General features: G+C 58.4%; 22 protein-coding genes and 1 pseudogene. 12 read left to right on the plus strand and 11 right to left on the minus strand.

The genetic code is table 11. The features are described from left to right. Positions 1-86: 86 nt before the first annotated feature. A complete protein-coding gene (locus tag ACVWZU_RS04005) occupies positions 87-545 on the plus strand; it encodes a molybdenum cofactor biosynthesis protein MoaE (protein ID WP_457443490.1) in 459 nt (152 codons plus the stop codon). Between the two features lie 6 nt (positions 546-551). On the opposite strand, the gene ACVWZU_RS04010 is transcribed toward ACVWZU_RS04005, so the two are convergent. After that, complete coding sequence (locus ACVWZU_RS04010) at positions 552-1,484, minus strand: bifunctional riboflavin kinase/FAD synthetase (RefSeq protein ID WP_414384440.1); 933 nt, start codon at positions 1,482-1,484, stop codon at positions 552-554. Positions 1,485-1,517: 33 nt separating this feature from the next. Next, complete coding sequence (locus ACVWZU_RS04015) at positions 1,518-2,003, minus strand: CGLD27 family protein (RefSeq protein WP_457443492.1); 486 nt, start codon at positions 2,001-2,003, stop codon at positions 1,518-1,520. A 184-nt stretch (positions 2,004-2,187) separates the two neighbouring features. Here ACVWZU_RS04015 and ACVWZU_RS04020 point away from each other — a divergent pair, with 184 nt between their 5' ends. Beyond that, entirely contained in the window at positions 2,188-3,204 is a 1,017-nt protein-coding gene (locus ACVWZU_RS04020; RefSeq protein ID WP_457443494.1) for an FHA domain-containing protein, read from the plus strand. 441 nt (positions 3,205-3,645) lie between these two features. Beyond that, positions 3,646-4,041, plus strand: coding sequence for an AtzH-like domain-containing protein (locus ACVWZU_RS04025; protein WP_457403325.1), 396 nt, complete (start codon positions 3,646-3,648; stop codon positions 4,039-4,041). On the opposite strand, the gene ACVWZU_RS04030 is transcribed toward ACVWZU_RS04025, so the two are convergent. Beyond that, positions 3,993-5,105, minus strand: coding sequence for an ATP-dependent 6-phosphofructokinase (locus ACVWZU_RS04030; RefSeq protein WP_457443496.1), 1,113 nt, complete (start codon positions 5,103-5,105; stop codon positions 3,993-3,995). The genes ACVWZU_RS04025 and ACVWZU_RS04030 overlap by 49 nt on opposite strands. 487 nt (positions 5,106-5,592) lie before the next feature. Between ACVWZU_RS04030 and ACVWZU_RS04035 the strand changes: the two genes are divergently transcribed. Beyond that, positions 5,593-5,952: a pentapeptide repeat-containing protein gene (locus tag ACVWZU_RS04035; RefSeq protein WP_414344503.1), complete on the plus strand. Its 360-nt coding sequence runs from the start codon at positions 5,593-5,595 to the stop codon at positions 5,950-5,952. 29 nt (positions 5,953-5,981) lie between these two features. On the opposite strand, the gene coaD is transcribed toward ACVWZU_RS04035, so the two are convergent. The 4 genes from coaD to bchB form a co-directional block, all read right to left on the minus strand. Next, positions 5,982-6,461 carry a pantetheine-phosphate adenylyltransferase gene (coaD, locus tag ACVWZU_RS04040; protein WP_011433776.1) on the minus strand — a complete coding sequence of 160 codons (480 nt, stop codon included), beginning with the start codon at positions 6,459-6,461 and terminating at the stop codon, positions 5,982-5,984. A 20-nt stretch (positions 6,462-6,481) separates the two neighbouring features. Then, on the minus strand, positions 6,482-6,817 hold the full coding sequence (gene cutA, locus ACVWZU_RS04045) for a divalent-cation tolerance protein CutA (protein ID WP_457403328.1): 336 nt from the start codon (positions 6,815-6,817) through the stop codon (positions 6,482-6,484). A 66-nt stretch (positions 6,818-6,883) separates the two neighbouring features. After that, positions 6,884-7,888, minus strand: coding sequence for a UDP-glucose 4-epimerase GalE (gene galE / locus ACVWZU_RS04050; protein ID WP_457443559.1), 1,005 nt, complete (start codon positions 7,886-7,888; stop codon positions 6,884-6,886). A gap of 56 nt (positions 7,889-7,944) precedes the next feature. Next, on the minus strand, positions 7,945-9,477 hold the full coding sequence (gene bchB / locus ACVWZU_RS04055; protein ID WP_457403330.1) for a ferredoxin:protochlorophyllide reductase (ATP-dependent) subunit B: 1,533 nt from the start codon (positions 9,475-9,477) through the stop codon (positions 7,945-7,947). Positions 9,478-10,198: 721 nt separating this feature from the next. Between bchB and ACVWZU_RS04060 the strand changes: the two are divergent. Beyond that, positions 10,199-10,444 (plus strand): annotated as a pseudogene (locus tag ACVWZU_RS04060) (Mo-dependent nitrogenase C-terminal domain-containing protein); the annotation flags it as partial. Positions 10,445-10,524: 80 nt separating this feature from the next. On the opposite strand, the gene ACVWZU_RS04065 reads toward ACVWZU_RS04060, so the two are convergent. Continuing rightward, a complete protein-coding gene (locus tag ACVWZU_RS04065; RefSeq protein WP_457443498.1) occupies positions 10,525-15,378 on the minus strand; it encodes a translocation/assembly module TamB domain-containing protein in 4,854 nt (1,617 codons plus the stop codon). 296 nt (positions 15,379-15,674) lie between these two features. Here ACVWZU_RS04065 and ACVWZU_RS04070 point away from each other — a divergent pair, with 296 nt between their 5' ends. The 5 genes from ACVWZU_RS04070 (at position 15,675) to ACVWZU_RS04090 (ending at position 19,310) form a co-directional block, all read left to right on the plus strand. Further along, entirely contained in the window at positions 15,675-16,088 is a 414-nt protein-coding gene (locus ACVWZU_RS04070; RefSeq protein WP_011433770.1) for an STAS domain-containing protein, read from the plus strand. Positions 16,089-16,101: 13 nt separating this feature from the next. Beyond that, positions 16,102-16,857: a precorrin-2 C(20)-methyltransferase gene (locus tag ACVWZU_RS04075; RefSeq protein ID WP_414350039.1), complete on the plus strand. Its 756-nt coding sequence runs from the start codon at positions 16,102-16,104 to the stop codon at positions 16,855-16,857. A gap of 825 nt (positions 16,858-17,682) precedes the next feature. Next, positions 17,683-17,841: a hypothetical protein gene (locus ACVWZU_RS04080; protein ID WP_414329361.1), complete on the plus strand. Its 159-nt coding sequence runs from the start codon at positions 17,683-17,685 to the stop codon at positions 17,839-17,841. A gap of 308 nt (positions 17,842-18,149) precedes the next feature. After that, the gene (locus ACVWZU_RS04085; RefSeq protein WP_457384573.1) at positions 18,150-18,608 is read left to right on the plus strand and encodes a GNAT family N-acetyltransferase; all 459 of its coding nucleotides are present in this window, start codon (positions 18,150-18,152) and stop codon (positions 18,606-18,608) included. Positions 18,609-18,824: 216 nt separating this feature from the next. After that, positions 18,825-19,310, plus strand: a complete 486-nt coding sequence (locus ACVWZU_RS04090) for a peroxiredoxin (protein WP_414417500.1) — start codon at positions 18,825-18,827, stop codon at positions 19,308-19,310. A 4-nt stretch (positions 19,311-19,314) separates the two neighbouring features. Here the strand turns inward: ACVWZU_RS04090 and ACVWZU_RS04095 are convergent, their stop codons facing one another. Next, positions 19,315-19,500 (minus strand): hypothetical protein, encoded by a 186-nt coding sequence (locus ACVWZU_RS04095; protein WP_414344512.1) that lies wholly within the window; start codon positions 19,498-19,500, stop codon positions 19,315-19,317. Between the two features lie 447 nt (positions 19,501-19,947). On the opposite strand from ACVWZU_RS04095, the gene ACVWZU_RS04100 reads away from it, so the two are divergent. After that, positions 19,948-20,688, plus strand: coding sequence for a glycerophosphodiester phosphodiesterase (locus ACVWZU_RS04100; protein ID WP_457443501.1), 741 nt, complete (start codon positions 19,948-19,950; stop codon positions 20,686-20,688). On the opposite strand, the gene ACVWZU_RS04105 is transcribed toward ACVWZU_RS04100, so the two are convergent. Continuing rightward, on the minus strand, positions 20,685-21,419 hold the full coding sequence (locus ACVWZU_RS04105; protein WP_011433763.1) for a protein-L-isoaspartate(D-aspartate) O-methyltransferase: 735 nt from the start codon (positions 21,417-21,419) through the stop codon (positions 20,685-20,687). The two genes, ACVWZU_RS04100 and ACVWZU_RS04105, sit on opposite strands and share 4 nt — an antisense overlap. A 623-nt stretch (positions 21,420-22,042) precedes the next feature. Here ACVWZU_RS04105 and ACVWZU_RS04110 point away from each other — a divergent pair. Next, positions 22,043-23,923, plus strand: a complete 1,881-nt coding sequence (locus ACVWZU_RS04110) for an AMP-dependent synthetase/ligase (RefSeq protein ID WP_457443503.1) — start codon at positions 22,043-22,045, stop codon at positions 23,921-23,923. A gap of 13 nt (positions 23,924-23,936) precedes the next feature. Here the strand turns inward: ACVWZU_RS04110 and ACVWZU_RS04115 are convergent, their stop codons facing one another. Continuing rightward, positions 23,937-24,281 carry a hypothetical protein gene (locus ACVWZU_RS04115; RefSeq protein WP_457443505.1) on the minus strand — a complete coding sequence of 115 codons (345 nt, stop codon included), beginning with the start codon at positions 24,279-24,281 and terminating at the stop codon, positions 23,937-23,939. Positions 24,282-24,286: the final 5 nt, after the last annotated feature.

The raw sequence follows: 24,286 nt of genomic DNA on the forward strand, positions 1-24,286 counted from the left end.
AAACAGAAAGATCAACTGGTAGTAATCCGTACTGAACATATTATACATTATTTTCAGTATAGTTGAGCTTATTATTGACTAGAGTCATGCTCCTGACCGTCCTGAAGACTTCCTTCCAGATCACCCTGGCTCCCCTGTCCATCGACCGTGTCCACCAAGAGGCCTCCCATCCGGGCAATGGGGCCGTGATGGTGATGAGCGGTACCGTTCGAGACAACACCAATGGCCGCCCTGTCGATTACCTGGAATACCAAGCCTATGAGCCCATGGCCCTGAAGGTCTTCGCCGACATTGCCCGGCAGATTCAGCAGCGCTGGCCAGACGCCAACAGCGTGGTCATCCACCACCGCATCGGTAAGTTGCGCATTGGCGAGATCAGCGTCTTGGTGGCGGTAGGCACCCCCCATAGGGCCGAAGGGTTTGCCGCCTGCCAATTTGCCATCGACACCCTCAAGCACAACGCCCCCATCTGGAAAAAAGAATACTGGCGAGATGGTAGCAGCGCCTGGGTGAGCATCGGTGCTTGCGAGCTCTCTTCGGCATAGATCCCCCTACACCATACCCACTTGCTCAGCCAAACCCAATTGCTGGCGGGCTGTTTGGCAATCTTGCTGAATTTGCTGAATCAAATCTGCCACCGTGGGAAATCTCCGCTCTGGGCGGATAAAGCCCCGTAGCGCCACCCGCACCTCTTGCCCGTAGAGATCTCCTGTCCAATCCAATAGATGCACCTCGACGGTGTGCTGTAAACCGGCAAAGGTGGGCCGATGGCCAATGTTCATCACCCCAGGTAGAGCTGCCGCAGCAGCAGGCACATCCACCCAAACGCTGTACACCCCATCGCGGGGCAAAAACTTCTCCGGAGGCAAGCGGAGGTTGGCGGTGGGAAAGCCCAGTTGTCGGCCCCGCTGATCCCCTTGCACCACCTCTCCCATCAGACGATAGGGGCGACCCAAGAGCGCTTCGGCAGTGGACACCTCCCCGGTCGCCAAGGCAGCTCGAATGCGAGAGCTGCTCACCCGTTCCCCGTTCAGTTTCGCCTCCGGGATCACCTCCACCGGAATGCAGCGCTCGGATCCCCAAGCCTGGAGCGTTTGGGCGTTGCCGGAGCGACGGTGACCAAAGCAAAAATCCCAACCGACGCTGAGATGGCGAACGCGCAGGCCCTGTTCAAGTACCGTTTGGATAAACTCTTGGGGGGGCTGGCAGGCAAATGCAGGGGTGAAGGGGAGCAGTACCACCTGCTCAAAGCCCATTTGCGCCAACAGATCCAGCTTTTCGGCAGGGGGAGTGAGCAACAGCTGAGGCCGCCTCGTCAAGACTTCTTGAGGATGGGGATGAAAGGTGAGGACAGTGCGCACCCCCTGAAGAGAATCTCGAATCGGCTGCAGCACCTTCTGATGGCCCAGATGCAAGCCATCGAAGTTCCCGATGGCCACAGCGGTGGGTCGCAAGGTTTGAGCCAGATCAGAAGTGATGTGCACTGTCCGGGATCCTAAAAACAGCCAACCAACTGCCTACCCCAGAGGCCACAGCAGGGCCACCAACCCACTCAAGCCCACTACGCCCCACAAGCTCCGTCGCAGGCGCTGCAACACAGGATCAATCTGATACCTGACAATCAGCCGATGCTGAGCCAGCTCCTCTTCTGACTTGGCATACATCGCCCCATCGTACCAGCCACTTTCTTCATAGGGAATCTGGGCTTGTACCAAGCGCCGCCGCACATAAGCCCATCCCAAGTAGAGATGGAGCAACACCAGGCCGAGCAAGACATTGGCCCCCAGCACCGACCCAGAGACAAAGTGGCCCCAATCTCCGGCAAAGCTGCTCCAAACCAGCGGGGAAACCGCCAGCACAACAGCTCCCCAAACCCCAAAGATTCGTTTTAAGTAAGGGATCCACTCCAAAGCGGGCCAGGAAAAAGGAAAGGCCTCCCTCAGCTCTGCATACTGCCGGAGCGGCTGTTGCTCAGCGGGAATGGGATGGAAGGGATCCAGCATACGCCTTAACGTATCTACACAAAATGATATCGGTCGGGTTGGCCCCCCGCCAAGCCCATCCTCAGACCTCCATCTCTCGACGAAGACAGCCTAGAAATCCAGCCCAGGCATCTTCCCGATCAACCGAAGGGGAGCGGGGTATCGTATTTATTAAAGTGTGGTCGCGTCTACAACTTATCCCATCATGAGCGTCACGAGCGAATCTGCCGCCACTGCCGCACCCTATGTAGTCTTAAAAGAGCCGGATGGCAGCCAAAGAAAACACGTTCTCTCGGGAGCGACCGCTTGGACCCTAGGCCGTGATGAGGACAACGCCATCGTCTTGAGCGATCCCAGCGTTTCCCGCCAACATGCCCTGCTGCAATACCTCGACAACAACAGCATCTATCTCATCGATCTGGGCAGCCGCAACGGCTCGTTTGTCAACAATCGCCGCGTCAGCATTCCCACCCTGCTGCAGGATGGGGATCACCTCACCCTTGGACAATCCCAGCTGGAGTTCCACAGCGGATCCCTGGCCAGCTCGGAACCCAGCCCTGCGGCCAAACCTTCGGACACCCTGGTTTTACAAACCCGCTGGCTGATCTCGGTGGCGGTGGTGGATGTGCGAGGTTACGGACAACTGACTCAACAACTGGACGAGCGCCTGCTTTCCCAGGTGATGGGCGATTGGTTCCGGCGGGGTGGGGATATCATTCAGCAGTACGGGGGCACTGTCGATAAATACATTGGCGATGCGATTATGGCCGTTTGGTTCCATGTGCCCCAAGCCAACACTGCTTCTCTGGGCACGGAAGTGCCGGGAATTCACCTCGATGTGAAGTCGGTTTTGCAGGCCATAGCGAAGCTGTTTCAAATGACCGAGCAGCTGAACAGTGAGTTTCCGCTGCCTTCTCCCATTCGTCTGGGGGCAGGGGTCAACACAGGCTCGGCAATCGTGCGCCAGGTGGGCAACAACACCCGCCAAGAATATACGGCTCTGGGAGATACGGTGAATTTGGCCTTTCGCATCGAGAGCGCTACCCGCACCCTCAACGCCGACCTGGCGATCAGCCAGGACACCTATACCTGCTTGGCCAAACAGCTGGGGCAGGCAGCCGCCTGCTTCTCCCATCAGGCTGTGGAGCTGAAGGGGTATGCCCACCGCCATCAGGTGTACTACTGCGATGTGCGGTCTTTGCAAGCCGTTCTCAGCCCCTAGATCCTAGAGATGTCTTGCCGCACGATGGGATCCCGCTGTTCTTCCAGAACCTCCTGCTGCTCCTGGAGCCGATAGGATCCCATTTCGATTGCACGAGAGCCCGGCCCATGAGTGTGGTGAATCGCCCCGAGGTGGTGGCAGAGCTAACCGAACTGATACATTCACGCTGAACTCTCCTGAACATGGTTCAGGAAAGAAGCGATCGCATCCTGCCTATCTCTGTTCGCGTCAGCGGGACGGAGTCCAAACAGGAAGGCGGTATCCCGCAAAGCCCTGAGGAATACCCCCCGAGCGCTTTCCCCCTTCACTTCCCGGCAACCGTTGCGGTGGACTCAAGGATCAGGGGGAAACTTGGTCTACTATATCCCTCTCAATGACTTTTGCCAAACCGCCTAAAGCTCAGTAAATTCAGCAAAGTTCAGGGTTTTGGGGGTTAGAGGCATGCTCTACCATCAGTACGAAGCTGCCCTGACGAGCAATGATGTGCCCACCCTGAACCGCCTGTTTTGGGATGGCCCCCAGGTGGTGCGCTTTGGTGTGGGGGAAAATCTCTACGGGGGAGACGAGATCAAGGCTTTTCGCCAACGGCGTCCTCCCACGAATTTGGCCCGCGAGATGCTGCGTTTGCAGGTAGTCACCTTTGGGGCGGATTGCGGCTCGGTCACCTTAGAGTTTCGCCGTCCGGTGAACGGGATCCCTCGCTTGGGCCGCCAAAGCCAGATGGGGTACAGGTTCCCCGATATCGGCTGGAAGATTGTCTCTGCCCACGTGTCCTTTTTGCCGGAAGATCAGGGGGAAATGCTGCGCAAAAGCTGCGGATCCACCTCGCCCACGTAGGTATTCAGCCCAATGGCCGTGGCGATCAAAGCCCCGTCCACCTCCACCCGCCGATACTGGGAGATGGCCTCTGCCAGGGGCACATCCACCACCCGCCGATTTTGCCAGGCCACCATGCGGTCGTATTTGCCTTGGGCGATCAAGTCCACAGCAGCCACCCCAAAGGCTGCTCCCAGCAGGCGATCCAGAGGAGAGGGCGTACCTCCCCGCTGCAGGTGGCCCAAAACCATAACCCGCGTCTCGATGCCGGTGCGCAGGGCGATCTCGTTGCCGATGTAATGGCCGATGCCGCCGTAGAGAGACTGCCCCAGGCTGTTGGTGTAGGTCACCGGCTCCCCCGACTCGGTGCGAACTGCCTCCGCCACCACCACGATGCTGAAGTTATTGCCCCGCTCTTTGCGGTCGCGGATTCTTTTGCAGACATTCTCCAGCTTGTAGGGAATTTCCGGGATCAAAATCACATGCGCCCCCCCGGCAATGCCAGCGCTGATGGCAATGTGGCCAGCATCCCGCCCCATCACCTCCATGACCATGACTCGGCTGTGGCTGATGGCCGTGTAGGTGAGCTGATCTAGGGCTTCCACAGCCACGCTCAGAGCTGTGTTGAACCCCACCGAATACTCGGTGGCACCGACATCGTTGTCGATGGTCTTGGGGATCCCGACAAAGTTCCAATCCCCCTGCAGGGCCAGTTGCCGGAGAATGGCCAAGCTGCCATCATCCCCCACCCCGATCAGCGCATCCAACCCAAGCCGGTGGTAGCCGGTGATCACCTCTGCCGAGCGATCCACCAAGCTGCCATCGGGCATAGGGTAGGCGAAGGGGTTGCCTTTGTTCACGGTGCCCAAGATGGTGCCGCCGTAGCGCAAAATGCCGGAAACCCGCTTCACATCCAGCAGCTCCGCCTCCACCGGTCGAGCCATGAGCCCTGCCGTCGCATCTTTGATGCCATAAACTTCCATGTCGTAGTCGCGGGCCCGCCGCACCACCGCTCGAATCACGGCGTTGAGGCCGCCACAATCGCCGCCGCTGGTGAGGATCCCGATTCGCTTACGTTTGGGCATAGAGCTCTAGTTAAAGAAAGGTGAACATCCTGAACAGAGATAAGGGTCTATATCGCTTGCAGAGAATCCCTACTCAATCGCAAACTACGGATGTGATCCAGTCGATCATTATCCCAATTATCTTGGTTCAATCAGCTCTGGAGAAACACCTTCTGGTTGGGGGAGTGCTGAAAAAGAAGAAATTGAGGGATCCATACAGCCCAGCAAGATCAGGTCAGCTTGCGTTCCCGGTGGGGTTTGGGGTTGGCGATCAAGCCCAGCCGTTAAGCATCCTTCACAAAAAGGATTAAGAAACATTGCTGCACAAGCTGCCGATTAGGAAAGACTTCTATATCTCTGAGGATAGATCTTTCCAAAAAAACTTGGGGGCAACAATCCACTCAAAAACTGAAATCATTTGTTAAGCAGGGATGATCAAAACCTGGTCAACCCGATGATAGGGATGAGGATAGAAATAAGGCATCCAGTCTGATTTGGGAGCAGTACCATGACTCAAACCATTGCCCAGTGTGCTCTACAAGGGGCCTCAGAGTTGCTCAGCCGCTACCAGCGGGGAGAGCGCCATTTTCCCCAGTCCTGCTTGGAGTATGCCTTCTTGAGGGGGGTCGATCTGCGAGGGGCCAATCTCGAGGGATCCGATTTGCATGGGGCTAACCTGCGCTACGCCAACCTGCGGGGCAGCAATCTGGCGAAGGCCGACCTGCGCTGTGCCGACCTGCGCTATGCCGACCTTGAGGGAGCCTGCTTGGAAGGGGCCAATTTGAGGGGATCCCTCTACAATCACAGCACCTGCTTCCCGGTGGGGTTTGATCCGGTGACGGCAGGGATGCAGCCCTTTGAATTTTGATTGGGGAAGGAGAGGGGATCCCTGAGCCCTCAGGCCAAGGGAAAGCGCTCCCGCAAATCTCGAATCACCGGAGCGGGCACTAGATGATCGATGGGGCCGCCCAGCTTGGCGACCTCCTTCACCAGGCTGCTGCTGACAAAACTGTGCTCGCTGGCGGTGGCAAGGAACAAGGTTTCCAGTTCGGGAGCCAGCAGCTTGTTGGTGTGGGCCATTTGCAGCTCCACATCGAAGTCCGACAAGACTCGCAAGCCGCGCACGATCACCTTTGCCCCCCGTTGACGGGCGTAGGCCACCGTCAGACCTGAAAACGTATCAACCTCAACATTTTTGAGATGGGCCGTGGACAGGCTAATCTGGGCTTGCCGCTGCTCTGGGCTGAACAGAGGGGTTTTGTTGGGGTTTTTCAAGACGGCGACAATCACCTTAGAAAAGAGACGACTGGCTCGCTCGATAACATCGAGATGCCCAAGGGTAATCGGGTCGAAGCTGCCGGGGTAGAGGGCGATCATGGCCAACTGTGCACTATTCCCTAGCCTACCTGGTCGCGGGCCCACGCCAAATAGGTTGTGCTCACCAAGTTGGCCGTCAGGGCCAGGATCTCGGGCTCAGCGTAGGGGTGCAGCTCTCGCAGCCGTTGTTCCAGGCGGGGATAGGCAGTTGCGGGCAATTTGAGCAGGATGAGGAACTCGGCATCGGTCTGCAGGGATCCCTGCCAGCGATAGTAGGACGTGATCCCGGGCAAGACCTGGGCACAGGCCACATAACGTTCGGCCACCAAGGTATGAGCCAAGCGATGGGCCTCGGTTTCGGATCCCACCGTGGTCATGACAACCGCGAGGGTATCGGGTGTGATCTTGTCGTCCATGCGGGGCGGGGAAGTTGTTAGCCGGGCGGTTTCTCCCTATCCTATCGCCCGCCGGGCTAGGCGTTCCTAGCTCACCGAGGGCTTGGCTTTCCCAAAGTAGGGTCGCTTCTGGTGCCAGCGCCAGGCAGTTTGAATGATCTCGGCCAGGTCGGTGTAGAGAGGTTTCCAGTTGAGATCGCGAAGGATGGCGCCGGCATCGCCCACCAAGCGCGGGGGATCCCCAGGGCGGCGCGCTCCCATTTGCACCGGGATCCGCTTTCCGGTCACGGCTGCTGCGGTGGCAATGACCTCTTTGACGGAAAAGCCTTGGCCATTGCCCAGGTTGTAGGCTGGTTGTATGGGCCGGCCAGAGGCCAGCGCTTCTACCGCCAACACGTGGGCTTGAGCCAGGTCGGTGACGTGAATGTAGTCGCGGATACAGGTGCCATCGGGGGTATCGTAGTCCTCTCCAAAAACCGTGATGTGAGGACGTTGGCCGCCGGCGGCCTCCAACACCAAGGGGATCAGGTGGGTTTCCGGGTCATGGGCCTCCCCAATTTCGCCATCGGGATCGGCTCCGGCGGCATTGAAGTAGCGCAGGCTAATGGATCGGATCCCGTGGGCAACCTGGAAATCTTGCAAGATCTGCTCCACCATCAGCTTGCTCTGGCCGTAGGGGTTGATGGGACGTTGCGGATGACTTTCGGGAATAGGGATCCGCTCTGGCACCCCATAAGTGGCACAGGTGCTGGAGAACACTATGTAAGGGATCCCGTGATCCCGCATGGCCTCCAACAAACTCAGGGATCCGGCCACATTGTTGCGGTAGTATTTGCCGGGATCCTTGACCGACTCGCCCACATAGGCATAGGCAGCAAAGTGAATCACCCCTTCTGGGCGATAGTGCTGGATGACTTGATCAAGCCGCTGGCGGTCGGCGAGATCCCCAATCTCCAACGGCCCCCAGCGAACTGCCCAGGGGTGCCCGTAAACCAAGTTGTCGTAAGTGATGGGCAGATGGCCAGAGGCCGCCAGAGCTTTGCAGGTGTGGCTGCCGATGTAGCCCGCCCCGCCGGTAACCAGGAGACGCATAGGCAAACGTCAGATGGAAGATCCCACCCAGGGTAAAGGTTGTCAACGGGATCCCTTCAAGCTCCAAAAGCTTCTTTGGCGGCGTACATGACCTCCACACCGATCTCGGTCAAGCCTCGTTCGCGGGCAAATTTTTCGGTGTTGCGTTTAACCTTGCCGCGCACAAAGCCGGGCACCTTGTTCAGCTCCGCCTGGGCTTCCCGCGTCCAGATGAGGTCGGAATCGGCGCTCAGGCTCTTGTGAATCACCTCCTTGGTGTCGTGGCCACCGAAGATCTCCAACAGGTGATCTTCCATGCCCAGGGTAAAGGAGTTGTAGATCAAGTCCACAATTTGGTTGGCGCCCTCGTAGCCCAAAAAGGGCCGGTAGCCGATAGGGAAATCCTGCACGTGGATGGGGGCCGAGATGACCCCACAAGGGATCCGCAGCTGTTTGCCCACATGCCGCTCCATCTGGGTGCCGAAAATCGCAGCAGGTTCCGCCTGGGCAATCGCATCCGCCACGCGGGTGTGGTCCTCTGTCATCAAGACCTGATCGCAATATTCCCCCACCTCTGCCTGGAACCACTCCCCATCGTAGATGCAATAGCTGCCCGCCCACACCACGTGGATCCCCATCTCGCGGGCCAGGATTTTGGTGATGGCCGCCGCGTGGGTGGAATCCCCGAAGACCACCGCTTTTTTGCCGGTTAGGTTTTGGCAGTCGATGGAGCGGGAAAACCAGGCCGCTTGGGAAATGTGAAGCGTTTGCTCCTGGATGTAGGCTTCATAATCGACAGGGATCCCTTGCTCGTTTAGGGTCTGCTGGATCTGGCGGATGAAGCGAGCCGTTTCCACCACCCCCATCGGGGTGATCTCAATGTAAGGCATGCCGAATTCCTGCTGCAGATAGCGAGCTGTCATCGGCCCCAGCTCCCGGTAGGGCACCACATTAAACCAAGCCCGCCCCAGGTGTTTGAGATCGTGGACACTGGCCCCTTGCGGGATCACCAGGTTGAGCTGGATCCCCAGATCCCGCAGCAGCACCTTCAGCTCCCGCAGATCATGGGCATTGTGAAACCCTAGGGTGGAAATGCCAAGGATGTTACAGGAAGGCCGCTCCGTCTTTTGGGGCAGGCCGTCTAACTCCCCGCTTTTGCGAGCTTTGGTGATATAGAACTCCACAATCTGCTGCAGGGTGCGATCCGCTGCCTGCAATTCGTTAACCCGGTAGTGGTTGACATCTGCCAGCACCACATCGCAGCGACTGGCCAACTGGGCCTGCCGGACAAAGTGATGCAGATCTTCCTGCAAAATGCTAGAGGTGCAGGTGGGGGTGACGACGATCAGATCCGGCTGCTCCTCGCCGTCTTTGCGGACGATGTTGCGAATCACCTTTTCGTCGGATCCCCGCGCCAACACCTGCCGGTCAACGACGCTGGTGGTTACCGGAGTAAAATCCCGCTCTCGCTCCAACATGGAACGCATCACGTTGAAATAGTCGTCTCCCAGAGGAGCGTGCATGATGCTGTGAACGTTTTTGAAGGAGCTGGCCACCCGCAGCGTGCCGATATGGGCAGGGCCAGCGTACATCCAATAGGCCAATTTCATGGGCAGCCTCTCAAGAAAGCCAGAGACAAAATCAAGGATCCCAACCCACCGCCGGATGTGCACCCGCTGGGAATCTCTCCTGGCATTGTAGAACGCTCAGCAGCCGGCATCCCTTGGCTGTTATCCTCCGTAACTCCCAACCGAGACGCTCCCAAGCCAAACTCGATCAAAAGAAAAACAACCCTGCCAAGGCAAGTGTGATTACGGGGATCCCTCTACTCCGCCCAAAGGGCTTGTTCCATCCTAGAAATAGGAGCGATGGATACCCATCTGGCTCCAGAGCCCAAGCTGAGGAACTTCAGGGATCCTGACAGGGAATCGGCTGGTGGACAAGAGCAGAGGAGTTTTTGTATTTTTCGTTACATATTAACTTTTGGAGACAAAACATGTAGCTCTACAACATTGAGCAGAGATTCTTGTTTACAGAAGCAAGCTTTCTGTTGAGGAAGGCAGACTAACAGAGGGAAGAGAGATGGCTGATGTTTCCCTCAATACAAACTCGACACAAAGCATAAGAATTGTCGATTATTGACGATTTCATGCGCCGTAATCGATCAAAGGTTGCTCCTTCTTCAAAGGTAAAGGTGTGAGGTGAAAGCTTATGGGTTCCACAACTATTTCTTGGCAACGTGCTCGCAGAGCTCCTCAGGAGCTGACCGGTTCCATGACTTCCGTGCACTTCAAACCTACAACTCACCTGCGCGACTGGTTGCAGGCTCCATTGCGACCCATCCAATCGGCTATCGATAACTTCAGCATCCGCGATCCCCGCTTGGCCCACTTCCTTTGCCGGTGGATCCCGGCCCGCTGTCCCTTCGAGCGAGATGTGGTGTTGTTTGGCCACAAGGTGATGCATATTCCGCCCATGTGCAAACTTAACCCCTTCTACGACCAGGTGGCAGGGCTGCGCTTCCGGGCCTTGTCGTTTTTGGCGGAGCGAGGAGAAGACATTAGCCGTTACCTGTAAGGCAGCTTTTTCCACTAAATCTTTTTTCAAGGGATCCCTGGCCATCCAAAGCCTGCTGCCAAACTCCGGAGCGGATCCCATTAGAAGCGGGTCTCAAACTCGATGGAAATGACATTGTTGCCCTCGAGGTCGGTGCTGGCGCGGGTGAGGGTTTGCTCGTTGAGGCGGTAGCGGGCGCTGTAGCGGGTGGGCTGAAAGGGATCCGTTAGGTTGCGCTGCACCGAGATGGAAGTGGCTGGCCCCAGATCGCGGGCCACCTCCAGCGCTAGCCCTATCGAGGAGCGGTTGGCAGCGCGGGTATCGACCTGGGGGACGGGGCTAATGCGCACCTCGTCTAGGCCCAGGGTGTCCCGCAGCGTGTCCAGCACATCGTTGAGCAAGGCAGTTCCGGCCAGGCCGGCCACTCCCGCTTCGGGGTTGAGGCGGGCCAGAGCTGTGCCTCCCAGGAGGGCGACGATCTCTTCGGGGGAGCGGCTGGGGCTGCTGGAAAGGGCCAGAACCCCGTTGCGGGGATCCGCCTCAGCCAGCTGGCTGGCCCGCCCGTTGACCGTGGCGAAAATCTCGATGCTCTGCTGGGATCCCGGCAGGTTGCGGTTGGTGTCGAAGGGGGAGAGCTCTTGGGGAAAGCGATAGACCTCGATGGCCTGGGTCATCAAGCGCAGGTTCAGGAAGGGATCGAAGGGGTTGTCTAGGTCAAAAGTGGCGGTATTGGAGCGGGAGCGATCCAGGCGAAAGTTGGCAAGGGGCAGGTTGATGCGGCCTCGCTCTAGGGCAATGGTGCCCGCTGGGCGCAGATCCTGAGGAGTGCCAAACAGGCGCAAGGTGCCGGCAGCATTGAATTCAAACAGATTGGGACGCTGCACGCGGATCCCTGGCCCCAAGACCAGCTCCAGTCCGTTGAGCCGCGGCTGCCAGAAGGGATCCGGCGAAGTCGAGCCGGCGGCAGCTGTTGCGGCCTCAGGTTCTGCCCGGCGGGGGCTGACATCCACGATCCCTTGAGAAACCTCCAGCCGCCCCTCGAGCAAAGGTTGCAGAAGCAGCCCTCTGACAGCCACCTCGCCGTCCAGATGGCCAGTGTAGAGGTTGGGCAGGTTGAGCTGGACCCCTTGGAGTTGCAGAGTTAAGGGTGGCGAGGTTTCGTCCATCTGCAGGGCACCGCGAGAGTTGACGGGCAAAAAGCCTTCAGCCAAAAGGGATCCACCCCCCAACTGTCCCCGCAGCTCCTGGACTTGCAGCTGATTGAGGTTAAAGGCGATCTGGCCTGTGAGGTCGGTAATGGGCTCCGGCAGGGCTGCCAGCTTGAGGATCCCCGAGTTGACGCTCAAGTTCCCCTGCAGGCTGGGCTCTCGCAAGGTGCCGCGGATGGCCAGCTCCAGTTGGCTTTGGCCGCCTTCCCAGCGCACCTGGTCGGTGAAGAGGTTGATCAGGCGCAGACCGCCATGCTTGGCTTGCAGGGTGAGGTCGATCTGGTCGGATTCGGCCCGCACCTCGGCAAAGGGCAGGGTGTAGGGCACCAGGCCAAAGAGGCGAATGGGTTCGTCACCATTGGCCAGCAGGGCGCCGTCCAGGCGCAGCTGCCCCCGCTGGTAGTCGAATTGTCCCGCCACCTCCCGCAGCGGCACCTGGTTGATCTGGGCGTTGACCACTGTCAGGGATCCGCGGGCATGGGGATCCCGCAGGTTGCCGGCCAGCTCCACGTCCAGGTTGAGATCCCCCTGCAGCTCCAGCTCCTCTGGCAGGAAGCGGTCCAGCAAAGCCAGAGGCAATCCTTGGATTTGCAAGGATCCCGACTGTTCCTCTAGGCCCAGCTTGCCCACAAAAAGGGCTTGACGTTCGCCACTGCGCAACCGCAGCGGCTCCAACACAACTGCATCTCCAGCCAGGCTGCCCCTGGCAGTAAGGCTTTCGATGCCAAACTCCTCTGCCTGCCAATTCTGGCCCTCAAGGTGAAAGCTGACGCTAGGCCGGTTGAGGCTGCCGACCAGGCTAACGCTGGCTTGGAATTCCCCTCGCAGACTTGTGGGCGGCGGGAAAGTGCTCCGCACCGCTGACGCGAACAGCGGATCCATGCGGCTGGCCAAGGTCTCCAGGTGGACGGCCAAGATCTGGGCATAGTACTCCAGCTGCTCCAGGAGAGGATGGTTGGGCAAACCAACCGGATCGGTCTCCAACACCGAGGCAGGGCCCAAGGGGGGCAATTGGAAACCCCGGGTGGTGAGGTCGCGCCACTGCCGCCACTTGAAGGCGGAGATGATATCTTCTAGCCGACCTTGATGGGTGCTGATCTCTAGGTCAATTTGGGGAGCGAGAGCCGCCAAGGTGGGATCCAAACCGGCTTGCAGAAGAGTTGCAGGCAGCTCTAAGGTGCCCCTAGCCGTATAGGTGCTCTCGAACAAATCCAGTTGGGCTTGAGCAATGGTCAGCCGGGGAGAGCCGGAGTCGCCCGCAGTCTGGTAGTCGAAATCCACCGAAAAGCCCCGTACTTCGATCCCTCCCAACTGCAGATCCGCCACCGCAGCCCGTCCTTGGGCGGCGCCGCTTGCCAGGTCAACTGCCACCTCCCCCTCGAGGGTTCCCTGCAGACTGGCCCACGGCCCGGCAGCCACCCCCCCCAGCAAAGCCAGAGGCAACTGGTTCACTGCCACCTGGAGCTCCTCTTGCCGGCGTTGGCCGCGAATTTCCGCCTCGCCCCGCTGCACCTGAAACTGCAAAGGCTGAAACTGGGGATCCAACTGCAGCGCCAGTCGATCCCGCTTCCCCCGCAGATCCACTTCCGTCCCCTGAACAGACCCCTGAAAGGGCCCGGCCAAGTCTTCAAAGGCCACATCTCCCACCTGCAAGCCCCGCAACTGCGCCTTGCCAGTCACCTGCAAGGTGTCCAGAGGTCCGCGGATCTGGCCGGATCCCTGCAGCACTCCTTTCACCAGCGGCGGCAGGCCGGGTACTTCTGCCAGCGTAATCCCGTCGGTGGTAAAGCTCAGATCCAGGGATCCCACCTGCAGCGTCTGGGGATCCAAGGGGATCTGCCCTTCGACCCTGGCCAGGCGAGTGCCACCTGCCAACACCTCCGCCTCCTGGATATGCAGTCCGGATCCCTCCCAAGTCACCTGGCCGCGGATGCCCTCAACCCACTGCCGTCCCCTCGCTCCCAAAGGCTGCAACAAAGCCAGCGACCCTTGCGCCCGCAACGCCCCCAGGAAGCCCACTTCTGCTGCCGCCGCCCTGTCCAGCTGCGCCGTCAGCTCGCCAGAGAGGGATCCCGGCCATTGGGGGTTGAAAAAGGCCAGCGGCACCTCCTGAGGAGCCAACTGCGTCTGGAGCTGTCCCCCCGCCCACCGCCCCGCCACCGCCACCCGGCCTCCGCCCACGTCCAGCACCGCCTGCGGCACCTGCACCACCCAGTCCCGACCCTCCGGCAAAACCTGCAGCTGCCCTCTTCCGGCAATCTCTCCCCCAAGACTTTCCCAGCTGGCCTCCGCCCGCGGTTGGGATCCCGTCAGCGCCACCTGCACTTGAGCGGAAACCGGCCCCACCCAAGGAAGAGCGCCCCGGCGCGGCAAGTCTCCCCCGTAGAAAGCCAGCACCTGCTCCGCATCCATCCCCGTCACCTGCAGTTGGAACTGGCCCGCCAAGCCGGCAGCCCATTGCAATTGGCCGGATCCCTGAATGCGACCCCCCGCCGCCCTTAGGTCGATTGCCTCAAAAGTCAAGGTTTGATCCGCAAAGTGGAAGCCAAAGGCATACTCCGACACCGGCAGGCGATCCACCCGCCCCGGCGAAAGCCCCCGCAACTGTCCCCGGATCTGCGGCTGATCCAAGGCTCCAGTGACCGCTACGGATCCCCCTACCACCCCCTCCACCGCCACCGGCAGGCCAGTCACGTCAAACGTCTCTTGGATCTGTTGAAGACTGGCCGGCACCAGTTCCGCCTGCAAACCAAACCCCTGCCCCTGGCTCCAGTCCACAGGGCCTTTCAGCTCTGTGAAGGAAAGCTGACCCAAACGACCGCTGACTCCCTGCAGCTCCAACCCCTGCAAGGTAAAGCCAACGGAGCCGTTCACCTCTTCAAAGGGATGCGGCAGCATCTCCAGATCCAGCCGAGCCTGTTGAACCTGGGCCTGCCCCGTCAACTCCAGCGGTTGATCCCGCCGCCAGAGCACCTGGAGATCCAAGCCAGTTTCCCCCTGCACCTCCGCAAAAGGGGCCGCCGGCACCACACTGGGCAAGAGATCCAAAGGCAGACGAGCCGCAGAAAGCGTCACCGAACCGGAAGCCTGGGCAAAATCCGCCACCCCCCTGAGCTGCAGGGGGTACCCCCCCTCCCCCTCCCGAGGGAGCAACCGTGCCGTCGCCTGGAAACTGGCCCGCCCCCCGAAAAGATCCTCCTCTCCTGGCGGGGCATTGTGAGTCAGCCACACCTGCACCTGGCCCTGCAGCCGATCAAACTGGCGTCGCTCCCCCACCAAAGGGATGGCCGTCAGGGATCCCTGGCGCAAACGGATGTTCAGCCCATGCAAGGGCAGGGATCCCTCCCCTTCGGGCAGTTGAAACTGCACATCCGCCCAGCCGCGATCCAGCGTTTCCATCAGCAGCAGTTGCGGCTGGTTTAGGGTAACATTCAGCACCCACTGACCCGTCTGCAGCCAAGTCCAGAAATCAGGGCTGAGGTCGATGGAGCCGATACTGGCCAGATGTTCAACGCGGCTTTCTCCCAAGCTCACCTGCCAGGGGGCCAGAAACCTCACCTCCCCCAATTCCACGCGCCGCCGCATCGCTTGCGAGAGGGTTGCTTCCACCTGCGGCAGCACGTGATCTTGAAGGTAGATCCCTGTTCCCCAGGCGGCACCAAAGGCGGCAGCCGTTAAGCCCAAACCCAGCCCTGCCCCCACCCAAGCCAAAGCGCCGGGGGAAAGGTTGAATTGTCGCTGCTGCATCTTTGGATCTTGGTGATCCTCTCCCAACCGCCCACCCCTTAAAAACCTGACAGGCTCCCAAAAGCCATTCGTGCACTGCGGGCCGACCTTGCCGGCACAGTTGCCCCCATCCTACCCAAGGACTCCTGGCTTGCCACGAGGGAACAGAAAGAAGAGATCCCTGCTCCCAGGCGTAATTCCCCCGAAGACCCCGCGGAAAAATACCGTCTCCCGCGGAGAACGGGGATGCTAAGCTATCTCCACACCCGAGATTGAACCCACCCTGGGGCCTCTCTCAGGTGTTCCCTTCTGTCGAGATGGTTGAAAGGAGAAGAGCCATTCCGGAACCCCTATCTCTGACGGTCAGCTTGCGCGGCAGCCGCGAGGCGCTGGAAAACTGCCAGGTCTTTCACCTGACTGGCCTTCTGGATGCCTTTTCCGAGCCGGTCTTTGTTAAGGTGGTCACCAAATACCTGGAAGAGGGATCCCCTAACCTGATCCTGGATTTGACAGGGATCGACTTCATCGACAGCTCTGGCGTCGGCGCCCTGGTGCAATTGGCCAAGCTGGTGCAGGGCCGCGCAGGTATCTTTCAGGTGGTGAGCAACCCCCGCATTACCCAAACGGTGAAACTGGTGCGCCTGGAGAAGTTCCTATCTTTGCGCAACTCCTTGCAGGAAGCCTTGGATCGCCTGAAGGAAGGAAGTACGGGCAGTACAGAGACCGCCTGATACGTAATTAAGTATGGGTCTGGGAACCTTTTGGGGGATCAGTGCTGGAGCAGGGGATCCCGACTGGATAACGGTCAAAGCAGCCCGCATCCTCAGCACGGTCAACTGGGTGGCCTGTCCCCAAAATGCCGCCGGCCAGCCGGGCCTGGCCTATCAGATTGTGCGCCCTTGGCTGCGACCGGAACAAACCCTCTTGCCGCTTCGCCTGCCCTTTGTCACCCAGCCGGAAGTCCTGCAAGCTGCCTGGCGAGTGGCTGCCCAGCAACTAGCCCCACTCCTAGAAAGGGGAGAAGATGTCGCCTTTATCTGTGAGGGAGACGTGGGCCTCTACAGCACCTTCGCCTACGTGGCCCAAGCCCTGCGGCAGCGGATCCCCGCCTTGCCCATCCAGGCCATACCGGGGGTGTGCTCTCCCTTAGCCGCTGCTGCTGCCCTGGGATCCCCCTTGGTGCTCGGCTCCGAGAAATTGGCGATTTTACCGGCTCTGTTTGCCCTCTCGGAACTGGAGCAGGCTTGTGCCTGGGCTGAGGTAGTCGTCCTCATGAAAGTGGCCTCTGTCTACCCTCAGGTTTGGCAGTGGCTGGCCGAAAGAGGTTGGCTGCAACAAGCCAGCTTGGTGGTCTGGGCCGGCTGGCCCCAGCAAACCCTCTTCCCCACCCTGGAAGGACTGGCCGACTACCGGCCCCCCTACTTTTCCCTGCTGATCCTGCGTTCTCGGCCCCGAAATCAAGATTCTCTTAACCTGGAAAACGAGCTACAGCTGGAATGAGTTTTCTAGGATAGGGAATGAGTTCCTTCCGGCGATTAAGCCCGAAGCAGGGGTTGGTCGTTGTTTTTTTGCGTTTATTTCTGTTTAGCTCAAGGCTCGCGCCGAGCCAGCTTGTTTCCCCAAAAAATCAGGTGTCCTGTGACGGAAAGAGGCTGAGGAATCCGAATCCAGAATGCTGGGATCCCTCATTGACCTGAACCAAAAAGAGATGAAAAGACCAAGTTAAAGGAATGATCCAGCCTGTTAAGAATGGTTGCCGCCCTTGGTGGAGAGATCGGCTATAGGTTAGATTATGGATGTGGTGATTCAGGCGAGGAGGATAATATCTCATCCCCATTCCAAACGCGAGGCACCGCTTCTCGATTGAATCAAATCCAAAATTCAAGTCCAAAATTCTCTGTCGGTCAACGCTTTGATCCAAGCTTCCGATCCGTTGCTTCGGCAGACTCTCCTGAGAAGTGGTTGTCTCGCTCAGCAGAGCACCTGGTACCTACGACAGGTTTTCCTCAAAGCAGAAAAGGGGAGTTAGGCAGATAGCAGTTGGGCTTGCTGCACAAGCCACTGGGAAAGTGAGAGAGCGCTCTAGGTGTTCCTCAAATAATCCTCAAATAAAAGTGGTTTTGCCAGATCAACAAGCTCAGCCGGCTATTTTGAGTCTCCATTCATGAGCGAGTCAGGGTGGGAAAATCGGTGATCAGGTTCAGGTGCTCTCAACCTGCAAGCTCTGCGAGTCGGAACCAGCGCTCAGTGGGACAAGGACTGCGGGCTTTAGCAATTCGAGGTTCTCTCAGTTCATAGTTTCACTCTCACTTTCAGGAGGTTGCTATGTTTACCTTTCTCTCAAAGATTGCTAGAGCAATTATCCGCATATTTGCTCCTGCCAAGTCCGATCTGGTGGAAGTGGGTTACCAGCCCATCACGGATGATATCTATCGCATCAACGGCTCAGCCTGCCATTTTAGCGATCTGGAGATCTCATCGTAAACCTCAGAGTCGGATTCTGGTGTCGGAGCGGCCACTGGCGCTGGCCTAGAAATTGGAAACAAGTTAAGACAACTGAATAAGTCTTAGTTAAGTCTTGGATGCGGTTAGTCCGCGTCGGCAGGGGTGGTTTTCCTCCCTGTGGCCAAGTTCTACCGGTTCAGTGGTGGCTTCCCGTGGGGGTCACCACTTATTGTTTTGTTGTTTGCAAGTTGTTTGGGAAAATAAGGAGAATGCTTGCGGTTGCCCTATCTCAACCTGTGTTGCCTTCCCCCGTAGTTTACCCAGCTACATCGAATGATCTGGATCCCTTGGCCGAAGTTCTAGCCCAGGTTTTTCATCCCCCCTCAGGTCTGCAACGCTGGATCTACCCAATTCGCAAGCTGGGCATTCGCGAAGAGTTGCGCCTCAGGCTGGCCGCAAGGGATCCCTACTACTGCTGTCTGGCAGCTGCGGTGGGATCCGAAGTGGTGGGCACTGCCGAGATCTCTTTGCGGGTCACAGCCCACGGGAAGTATCCCTACCTCTCCAACTTGGCGGTGCTGCCCGGCTGGCGGCGGCGAGGAATTGCTCGTCTGCTTTTGCTCAGTGCTGAAGGGGTGGCGAAAGGGTGGGGCTACCGCTGTTTGCATCTGCACGTATTGGAAGACAATCTCCCCGCGCGGCAACTGTACGCCCAACTGCGCTACACCCCCATCGAACGCACCTCTCAACTCTGGCGATGGTTGGGGATCCCTCCGCAGCTTTTGCTCTGCAAGTGGTTACCTTGAATTGGCAAAGGAATTGGCAAAGCGGCAACATTGAGCTGGCAGAGTGGAGATGCTTCCCACCCCGCTGGCTTGCTTCTGCGCAGTGAGGCGAGTTCCTGGACTCATAATAAAGTTATGTAAACTAGAGATGGGTTCTAGAGAGGTCTCGGAGGGGCAGTGAGGGAATTGGGCAGGGTTTTCATGGGATTGGTTGTGGGCCTGCTTGTGGGCTTTGGGATGACTCAGCCTGCCTGGGCCCAGTGGGGAACTACTCCTCTCCCGCCAATAGGTTCTCCGGCACCGGAGTTCGCATTGCCAGATCAAGCCGGGCAAATACGGCGGCTGGCGGATTTTCGGGGGGAGTGGGTGGTGTTGTATTTTTACCCCCGCGACTTCACTTCCGGCTGTACGATTGAGGCCCGCCGCTTTCAGCAAGATTTGCCCAAGTTCCGGGCCATGGGGGCGCAGGTTGTGGGCGTGAGCGCCGACTCGGTGGACTCCCACAAGCGCTTTTGCTCGGCAGAGGGGCTACAGTTTCCTTTGCTGTCGGATCCCGACGGCACGGTCAGTCGAGCCTACGGATCCTGGATGGGCGATGTTGCCCTGCGCAATACGTTCTTGATCGACCCGGAGGGGATTTTGCGAGAAATCGACCCAATTGTAAACCCCAGCCGCCACAGCGCTGAGGTTCTGGCCCAGTTGCAGCAGCTTATCAGGAACTAGCCCTCTAGCTTTCCGGGCCAAAAGTCTGCTCGAACTCGTAGAGCAACTCGTCGATCTCCTCCAGCGCTTGGTTGACATCCACGCGCAAGCTGCCCAAGTCTGGCTTTTCCAACAGCTTGGCTACCGCTGGCCGGCGTTCGCGGATTAGCTTGATGCGCTCTTTCAAGGCGGCAATTTCGGCGGCGTCCATAGCTTCAGAGACCTAATTGACTCTCCTAGCTTATCGCTTCCGCTGGGGGAGTGTCGCCTGCTGGGATCCCTTTCTGAACCACCGAGAGCCAATCATAATAGAGCTGCGCAACCTGGCACTCAACCCCGCTTCAGAGCATGACTCTAGTCAATAATAAGCTCAACTATACTGAAAATAATGTATAATATGTTCAGTACGGATTACTACCAGTTGATCTTTCTGTTTACTTTCGAGTCTGCCAACATGGTAGCCAAAGCAAAGCAGAAAATTGGTAGTAAGACGACACGGAAACTGCGCTTTGGGTATTCTACTCAAAGCTTTGCGGGATACCGCCATTCTGTTTGGACTCCGTCCCGCTAACGCGAATGGAAACAAACAGAATGCTATCGCTGCATAGTTGAACAGTGATGTTCAGCAGTGTTCAGCGTAAATGTATCAGGTGCTGACATGCTCCCCTACACCCAGATTGTCGCCCACCGTGGGGAGCACACCCACGCCGAGGAAAACACGTTGGCCGCTTTTGCTGCCGCTATTGAGGTGGGGGCCGAGCAAATTGAGCTGGATGTGCGCTGTAGCCGAGATGGGATCCCACTGGTTGTTCACGATGCCGATTTGGATGGACAGCCTTTGGCCGCATTAACTTGGGCCGAGATTCGGGCCCGCAAACCCACGATTCCCACTCTTGAAGAGACCCTGTCACATATCAAGGGCAAGATCACCCTCGATATCGAACTCAAAGAAGCAGGCTATGAGGAACAAGTCCTTGCCCTCGTTAGCGATATTTTGACCCCCGAAGAATTTGTGATCACCTCTTTTTTGCCTCAGGTGGTGCAGCGGGTTAAAACGCTTTTGTCCCCGCAACCCAAGGTTGGCCTGTTGATCGAGGCAAAGGCTGAGGAGCAAGCCAAGGGATCTTTACTTACCCGTTGCCGGGAGTTGGGAGCGGATTTTCTGGCCCCCCACTACAGTTGGGTGAACTTGCAGTTCTTGGCTGAAGCTGAACAGGCCGGGATCCCTCTGTACGTTTGGACGGTGAACGATCCTGAAGTGATGAAGTTGTGCTTGCAGCCCTCTGCCGGCTCAGTAGGACAAAATCCCGTTGTTCAAGGGTTGATTACCGACCGTCCCCAATTGGCTTTGCAAATTCGCGCCCACCTTTTGGCAGGAGTAGAGGGGGCAAAACCCTAGACCATGGGCACAAACTGCACCGGAAAAGCCCCTTTTTGAACCCATCCTTGGGCTGTTTTGCAGAGGATCAGCAAGGACTGGGATCCCTGGGCACCGGAGTCCGAAGGGCTTTCTCCCACCGGCACCACCAAGGTGCCCCCCACCGCCAGTTGATCCAGCAGCACCATGGGCACAGTTGGGGGCGCTGCCGTCACCAGAATGGCATCGTAGGGAGCATGCTCTGGCCAACCTTGGTAGCCATCCCCCTGACGCACTTCCACGTTGCGATAGCCCAGGGCAGCGAGGGTTTGTTGAGCTTGAGCAGCCAATGGGGACAGACGCTCCAGGCTATACACTTGCCGGGCCAGCTCTGCCAAAACGGCCGCCTGATAGCCGGAGCCGGTGCCGATTTCCAACACCACCGATTCAGGCGTGAGGCGAGCAGCTTCTGTCATAAAAGCAACAATATAGGGCTGAGAAATGGTCTGGCCATAGCCGATGGGCAGAGGGCAATCCCTGTAGGCCCGATCCCGCAGATCAGAGGGGACAAAAAGGTGACGCGGCACTTTTCCCATGGCTTCCAGTACCCGTGGATCTCGGATCCCTCGTTTGATGAGCTGTTTCTTGACCATCTGCTCCCGTTGGGAAGCAAAAGGATCGGAAGCGTCTGGGGGCTGAGGTTCAACTTCTGGGATCCCAGCTGGAGAGCGAGAAGAATGTCTCCACCGGAAGGATGAGAATGGGTTGATCACCGGCATACAACCTCCAGGAACGATGAGCCGCTCAGATCTTTCTCCGCTGCAACTGCTGGGCCGTCGAGCTTGGGGCTATGGATTCCACTCTCCCTCTTCCCCCCTGAGAAGGAAGGACTGGAGACGCTTGCTGCACGTGACATGAAGAGGATGAGTTAACCCAATTTCTCGCGTTGCAAGGGGGGCAGGGGTGAGGGAAAAAGCGCCTGGAGAGCTCTACCCCGATCCTGGCTCACCTTCGGCAAGACTTCACCGCTTGATGAAGAGATTGTTGCTGAATGGGAGGATGAAAAAACGGGATCCCCAAGATCCCCTACCTTGATTCTGCTGGGCTTTCTTGAACTTCGTTGGAGCCTCAGGTAAAGCTTACAGCCGGGATCCCCATGGGAGATATGGGATCCGGTTTGATCAAAATTGTAAAGTTTTGTGCGCAATCTGCCGGGGCGAGCAATCACCACCCTGGTTCTGCCAGCGCAAGATCAAGATTTTATAGTGTTGATCCCTACCTTTTCCCCGCAAGGGGAAGATGGTGAATGGGGTGACAGGCTGGGAACTGTCCTAGCGACACCTGGGGAGAGAGGCTGGGTTTAATAGACTGTAAACGTAATTTACGGTACAGATCTATGACAACTGCTGCCGCTTCTGCTACTCCCACTGCCCCTGAGACGACGCTGCTGAACGTTTGGCAAGTGCTGGCGGAAGAGTTTGCCGGTCAGGTTGCCCTACGGGATCCCCACGCGCAGCCAGTTTTCGAGATGTCTTATGGAGAGCTGTTTCGCCGCATTCAAACCCTGGCGGCTGGCCTGCAGGCTTTGGGCATTTGCCCGAGGGATCGGGTGGCCATTTTTGCCGATAACTCCCCCCGCTGGCTGATGGCCGATCTGGCCACGATGTTCACGGGAGCTGTGAATGTGCCCCGCAGCGCTGTGGCGGATCCCAGTGAGCTGGGCTACATCTTGCGCCACTCCGGTAGCACGGCCCTGATTGCTCAGGATCTGAAGACCCTGAGGCGGATCCGGCCGGATGTGCAGGAGCTGGGCCTGGAACGGCTGCTGTTGCTTTCCGATGAGCAGGAAGCAGGGGTGCTGAACTTTTCCCAATGGCTGCAAAAGGGTCGGGAACACACCTACCAACCCCCAAAGCTGGAGCGATCCCAACTGGCCACCATCATCTACACCTCCGGCACCTCCGGTCGGCCCAAGGGGGTGATGCTCAGCCACGGCAACCTGATGCACCAGGTGGAGAACTTGGGCGTGGTCGTACAGCCACAACCGGGGAATAAGGTGTTGACCATTCTGCCCACTTGGCACTCTTATGAGCGGGCTTGCGAGTATTTTCTCCTCAGCCGTGCCTGCATGCTGGTCTATACCAGCCCTCGCTTTATCAAACAAGATTTCCAACAGGAGCACCCCCATTTTCTGGTGGCAGTGCCGCGGATTTGGGAAACCGTTTATGAAGGGATCCAACGGCAATTCAAAGAGAAAAGCCCCCTGATGCAGCGGCTGATCCGCGCTCTGATGGCCGTGAGTGAGAGCCATGTGCTCTCTGGACGGATAGCTCGCAACCAGTCGATTTTGCATTACGGAGTCAGCCCCTGGGTGTGCCTACAGGCTCGCCTGCAACATTGGCTGCTCTGGCCCCTGCACCGATTGGCCGATGTGCTGATCTACCGCAAGGTACGACGGGCGTTGGGCCCCAATTTTCAACATGCCATCAGCGGCGGTGGATCCCTGCCTGCCTACTTGGATCTGTTCTACGAGGTGGTGGGCATTTCCATCTTGAATGGCTACGGCCTCACCGAAACTTCGCCGGTGTTGTGCGCGCGGCGTCCAGACAACAATGTGCGCGGTACGGCTGGCCCCCCTCTGCCGGGGACGGAGTTTCGCATTGTGGATCCTGAAACTCGACAGCCGCTGCCCCCTGGAGAAAAAGGACTAATCCTGGCCCGTGGCCCGCAGGTGATGATGGGCTACTACAACAACCCGGAAGCCACTGCCAAGGTGCTCAGCTCCGACGGCTGGTTTGAAACCGGGGATCTGGGCTGGCTCACCCCCGACGGGCAACTGGTGATCACCGGCAGAGCCAAGGATGTCATTGTCCTACTCAACGGGGAGAATATTGAGCCCCAGCCGCTGGAAGATGCTTGTCTGCAGTCTCCTTACATCAGTCAGATCGTGATCGTCGGGCAAGACCAAAAGAAATTGGCTGCCCTCATCTACCCCAACCTCGATGCCCTCAAAGCCTGGGCTGCCGAGCAAGGGATCCCGGCTGAGGATGCGGAGCTGCTGGCCCAGCCCCAGACCCGCACCTTGATTTTGCAGGAGGTGCGCCGCCGCATCCAAGAACGCCCTGGCTACCGGCCCGACGAGCAGGTCAGCGACTTTCGCTTTTTGCCGGAGCCGCTGAGCGTGGAAAACGGCCTCATGACCCAGACCCTGAAGATCAAGCGCAACCCGGTGGCCGAGCGCTATGCCCATCTGATCCAGGAGATGTATCCGGCTTGAGGTGCAGGCCCACCTAAGTTTGGGATCCCCGTTGTTGCTCCAAGTACCGCCGGAACTGCTCCGGCGGAATCGCCCCTCGGTAGGCTCCACAGTAGTAGAGGGTGAGCACCGCCTTGTAGGCCCAATCGCTTGGCACCACATCCGGGAAAGGGCTGGGCAAAGTATCTGCTTGGTTGTTGGCGCAGGCTTGCAAAATTTGCTCTGTGGTTAGCTGTTCTGCCAGGTCTGGAGGGAGTTCCCGCAGGTTGGCTTGGGCCAGAGCCGCTCCGGCCAAGCTCAAGCTGGAGAGGGCCGCTGTCCAAAAGACAGGAGTGAAGAGGTGTTGCAAGTTCATGGCTTTCAAAGGAAGGGTTGGCAAGTCCT

This window comes from Thermostichus sp. MS-CIW-26 (assembly GCF_054059115.1).

Coding starts and splice junctions, on each gene's coding strand:
- ACVWZU_RS04005 (WP_457443490.1), top strand. CDS start 87: ATGCTCCTGACCGTCCTGAAGACTTCCTTCCAGATCACCCTGGCTCCC.
- ACVWZU_RS04015 (WP_457443492.1), bottom strand. CDS start 2,003: ATGCTGGATCCCTTCCATCCCATTCCCGCTGAGCAACAGCCGCTCCGG.
- ACVWZU_RS04020 (WP_457443494.1), top strand. CDS start 2,188: ATGAGCGTCACGAGCGAATCTGCCGCCACTGCCGCACCCTATGTAGTC.
- ACVWZU_RS04025 (WP_457403325.1), top strand. CDS start 3,646: ATGCTCTACCATCAGTACGAAGCTGCCCTGACGAGCAATGATGTGCCC.
- ACVWZU_RS04030 (WP_457443496.1), bottom strand. CDS start 5,105: ATGCCCAAACGTAAGCGAATCGGGATCCTCACCAGCGGCGGCGATTGT.
- ACVWZU_RS04035 (WP_414344503.1), top strand. CDS start 5,593: ATGACTCAAACCATTGCCCAGTGTGCTCTACAAGGGGCCTCAGAGTTG.
- coaD (WP_011433776.1), bottom strand. CDS start 6,461: ATGATCGCCCTCTACCCCGGCAGCTTCGACCCGATTACCCTTGGGCAT.
- cutA (WP_457403328.1), bottom strand. CDS start 6,817: ATGGACGACAAGATCACACCCGATACCCTCGCGGTTGTCATGACCACG.
- galE (WP_457443559.1), bottom strand. CDS start 7,888: ATGCGTCTCCTGGTTACCGGCGGGGCGGGCTACATCGGCAGCCACACC.
- bchB (WP_457403330.1), bottom strand. CDS start 9,477: ATGAAATTGGCCTATTGGATGTACGCTGGCCCTGCCCATATCGGCACG.
- ACVWZU_RS04065 (WP_457443498.1), bottom strand. CDS start 15,378: ATGCAGCAGCGACAATTCAACCTTTCCCCCGGCGCTTTGGCTTGGGTG.
- ACVWZU_RS04070 (WP_011433770.1), top strand. CDS start 15,675: ATGGTTGAAAGGAGAAGAGCCATTCCGGAACCCCTATCTCTGACGGTC.
- ACVWZU_RS04075 (WP_414350039.1), top strand. CDS start 16,102: ATGGGTCTGGGAACCTTTTGGGGGATCAGTGCTGGAGCAGGGGATCCC.
- ACVWZU_RS04080 (WP_414329361.1), top strand. CDS start 17,683: ATGTTTACCTTTCTCTCAAAGATTGCTAGAGCAATTATCCGCATATTT.
- ACVWZU_RS04090 (WP_414417500.1), top strand. CDS start 18,825: ATGACTCAGCCTGCCTGGGCCCAGTGGGGAACTACTCCTCTCCCGCCA.
- ACVWZU_RS04095 (WP_414344512.1), bottom strand. CDS start 19,500: ATGGACGCCGCCGAAATTGCCGCCTTGAAAGAGCGCATCAAGCTAATC.
- ACVWZU_RS04100 (WP_457443501.1), top strand. CDS start 19,948: ATGCTCCCCTACACCCAGATTGTCGCCCACCGTGGGGAGCACACCCAC.
- ACVWZU_RS04110 (WP_457443503.1), top strand. CDS start 22,043: ATGACAACTGCTGCCGCTTCTGCTACTCCCACTGCCCCTGAGACGACG.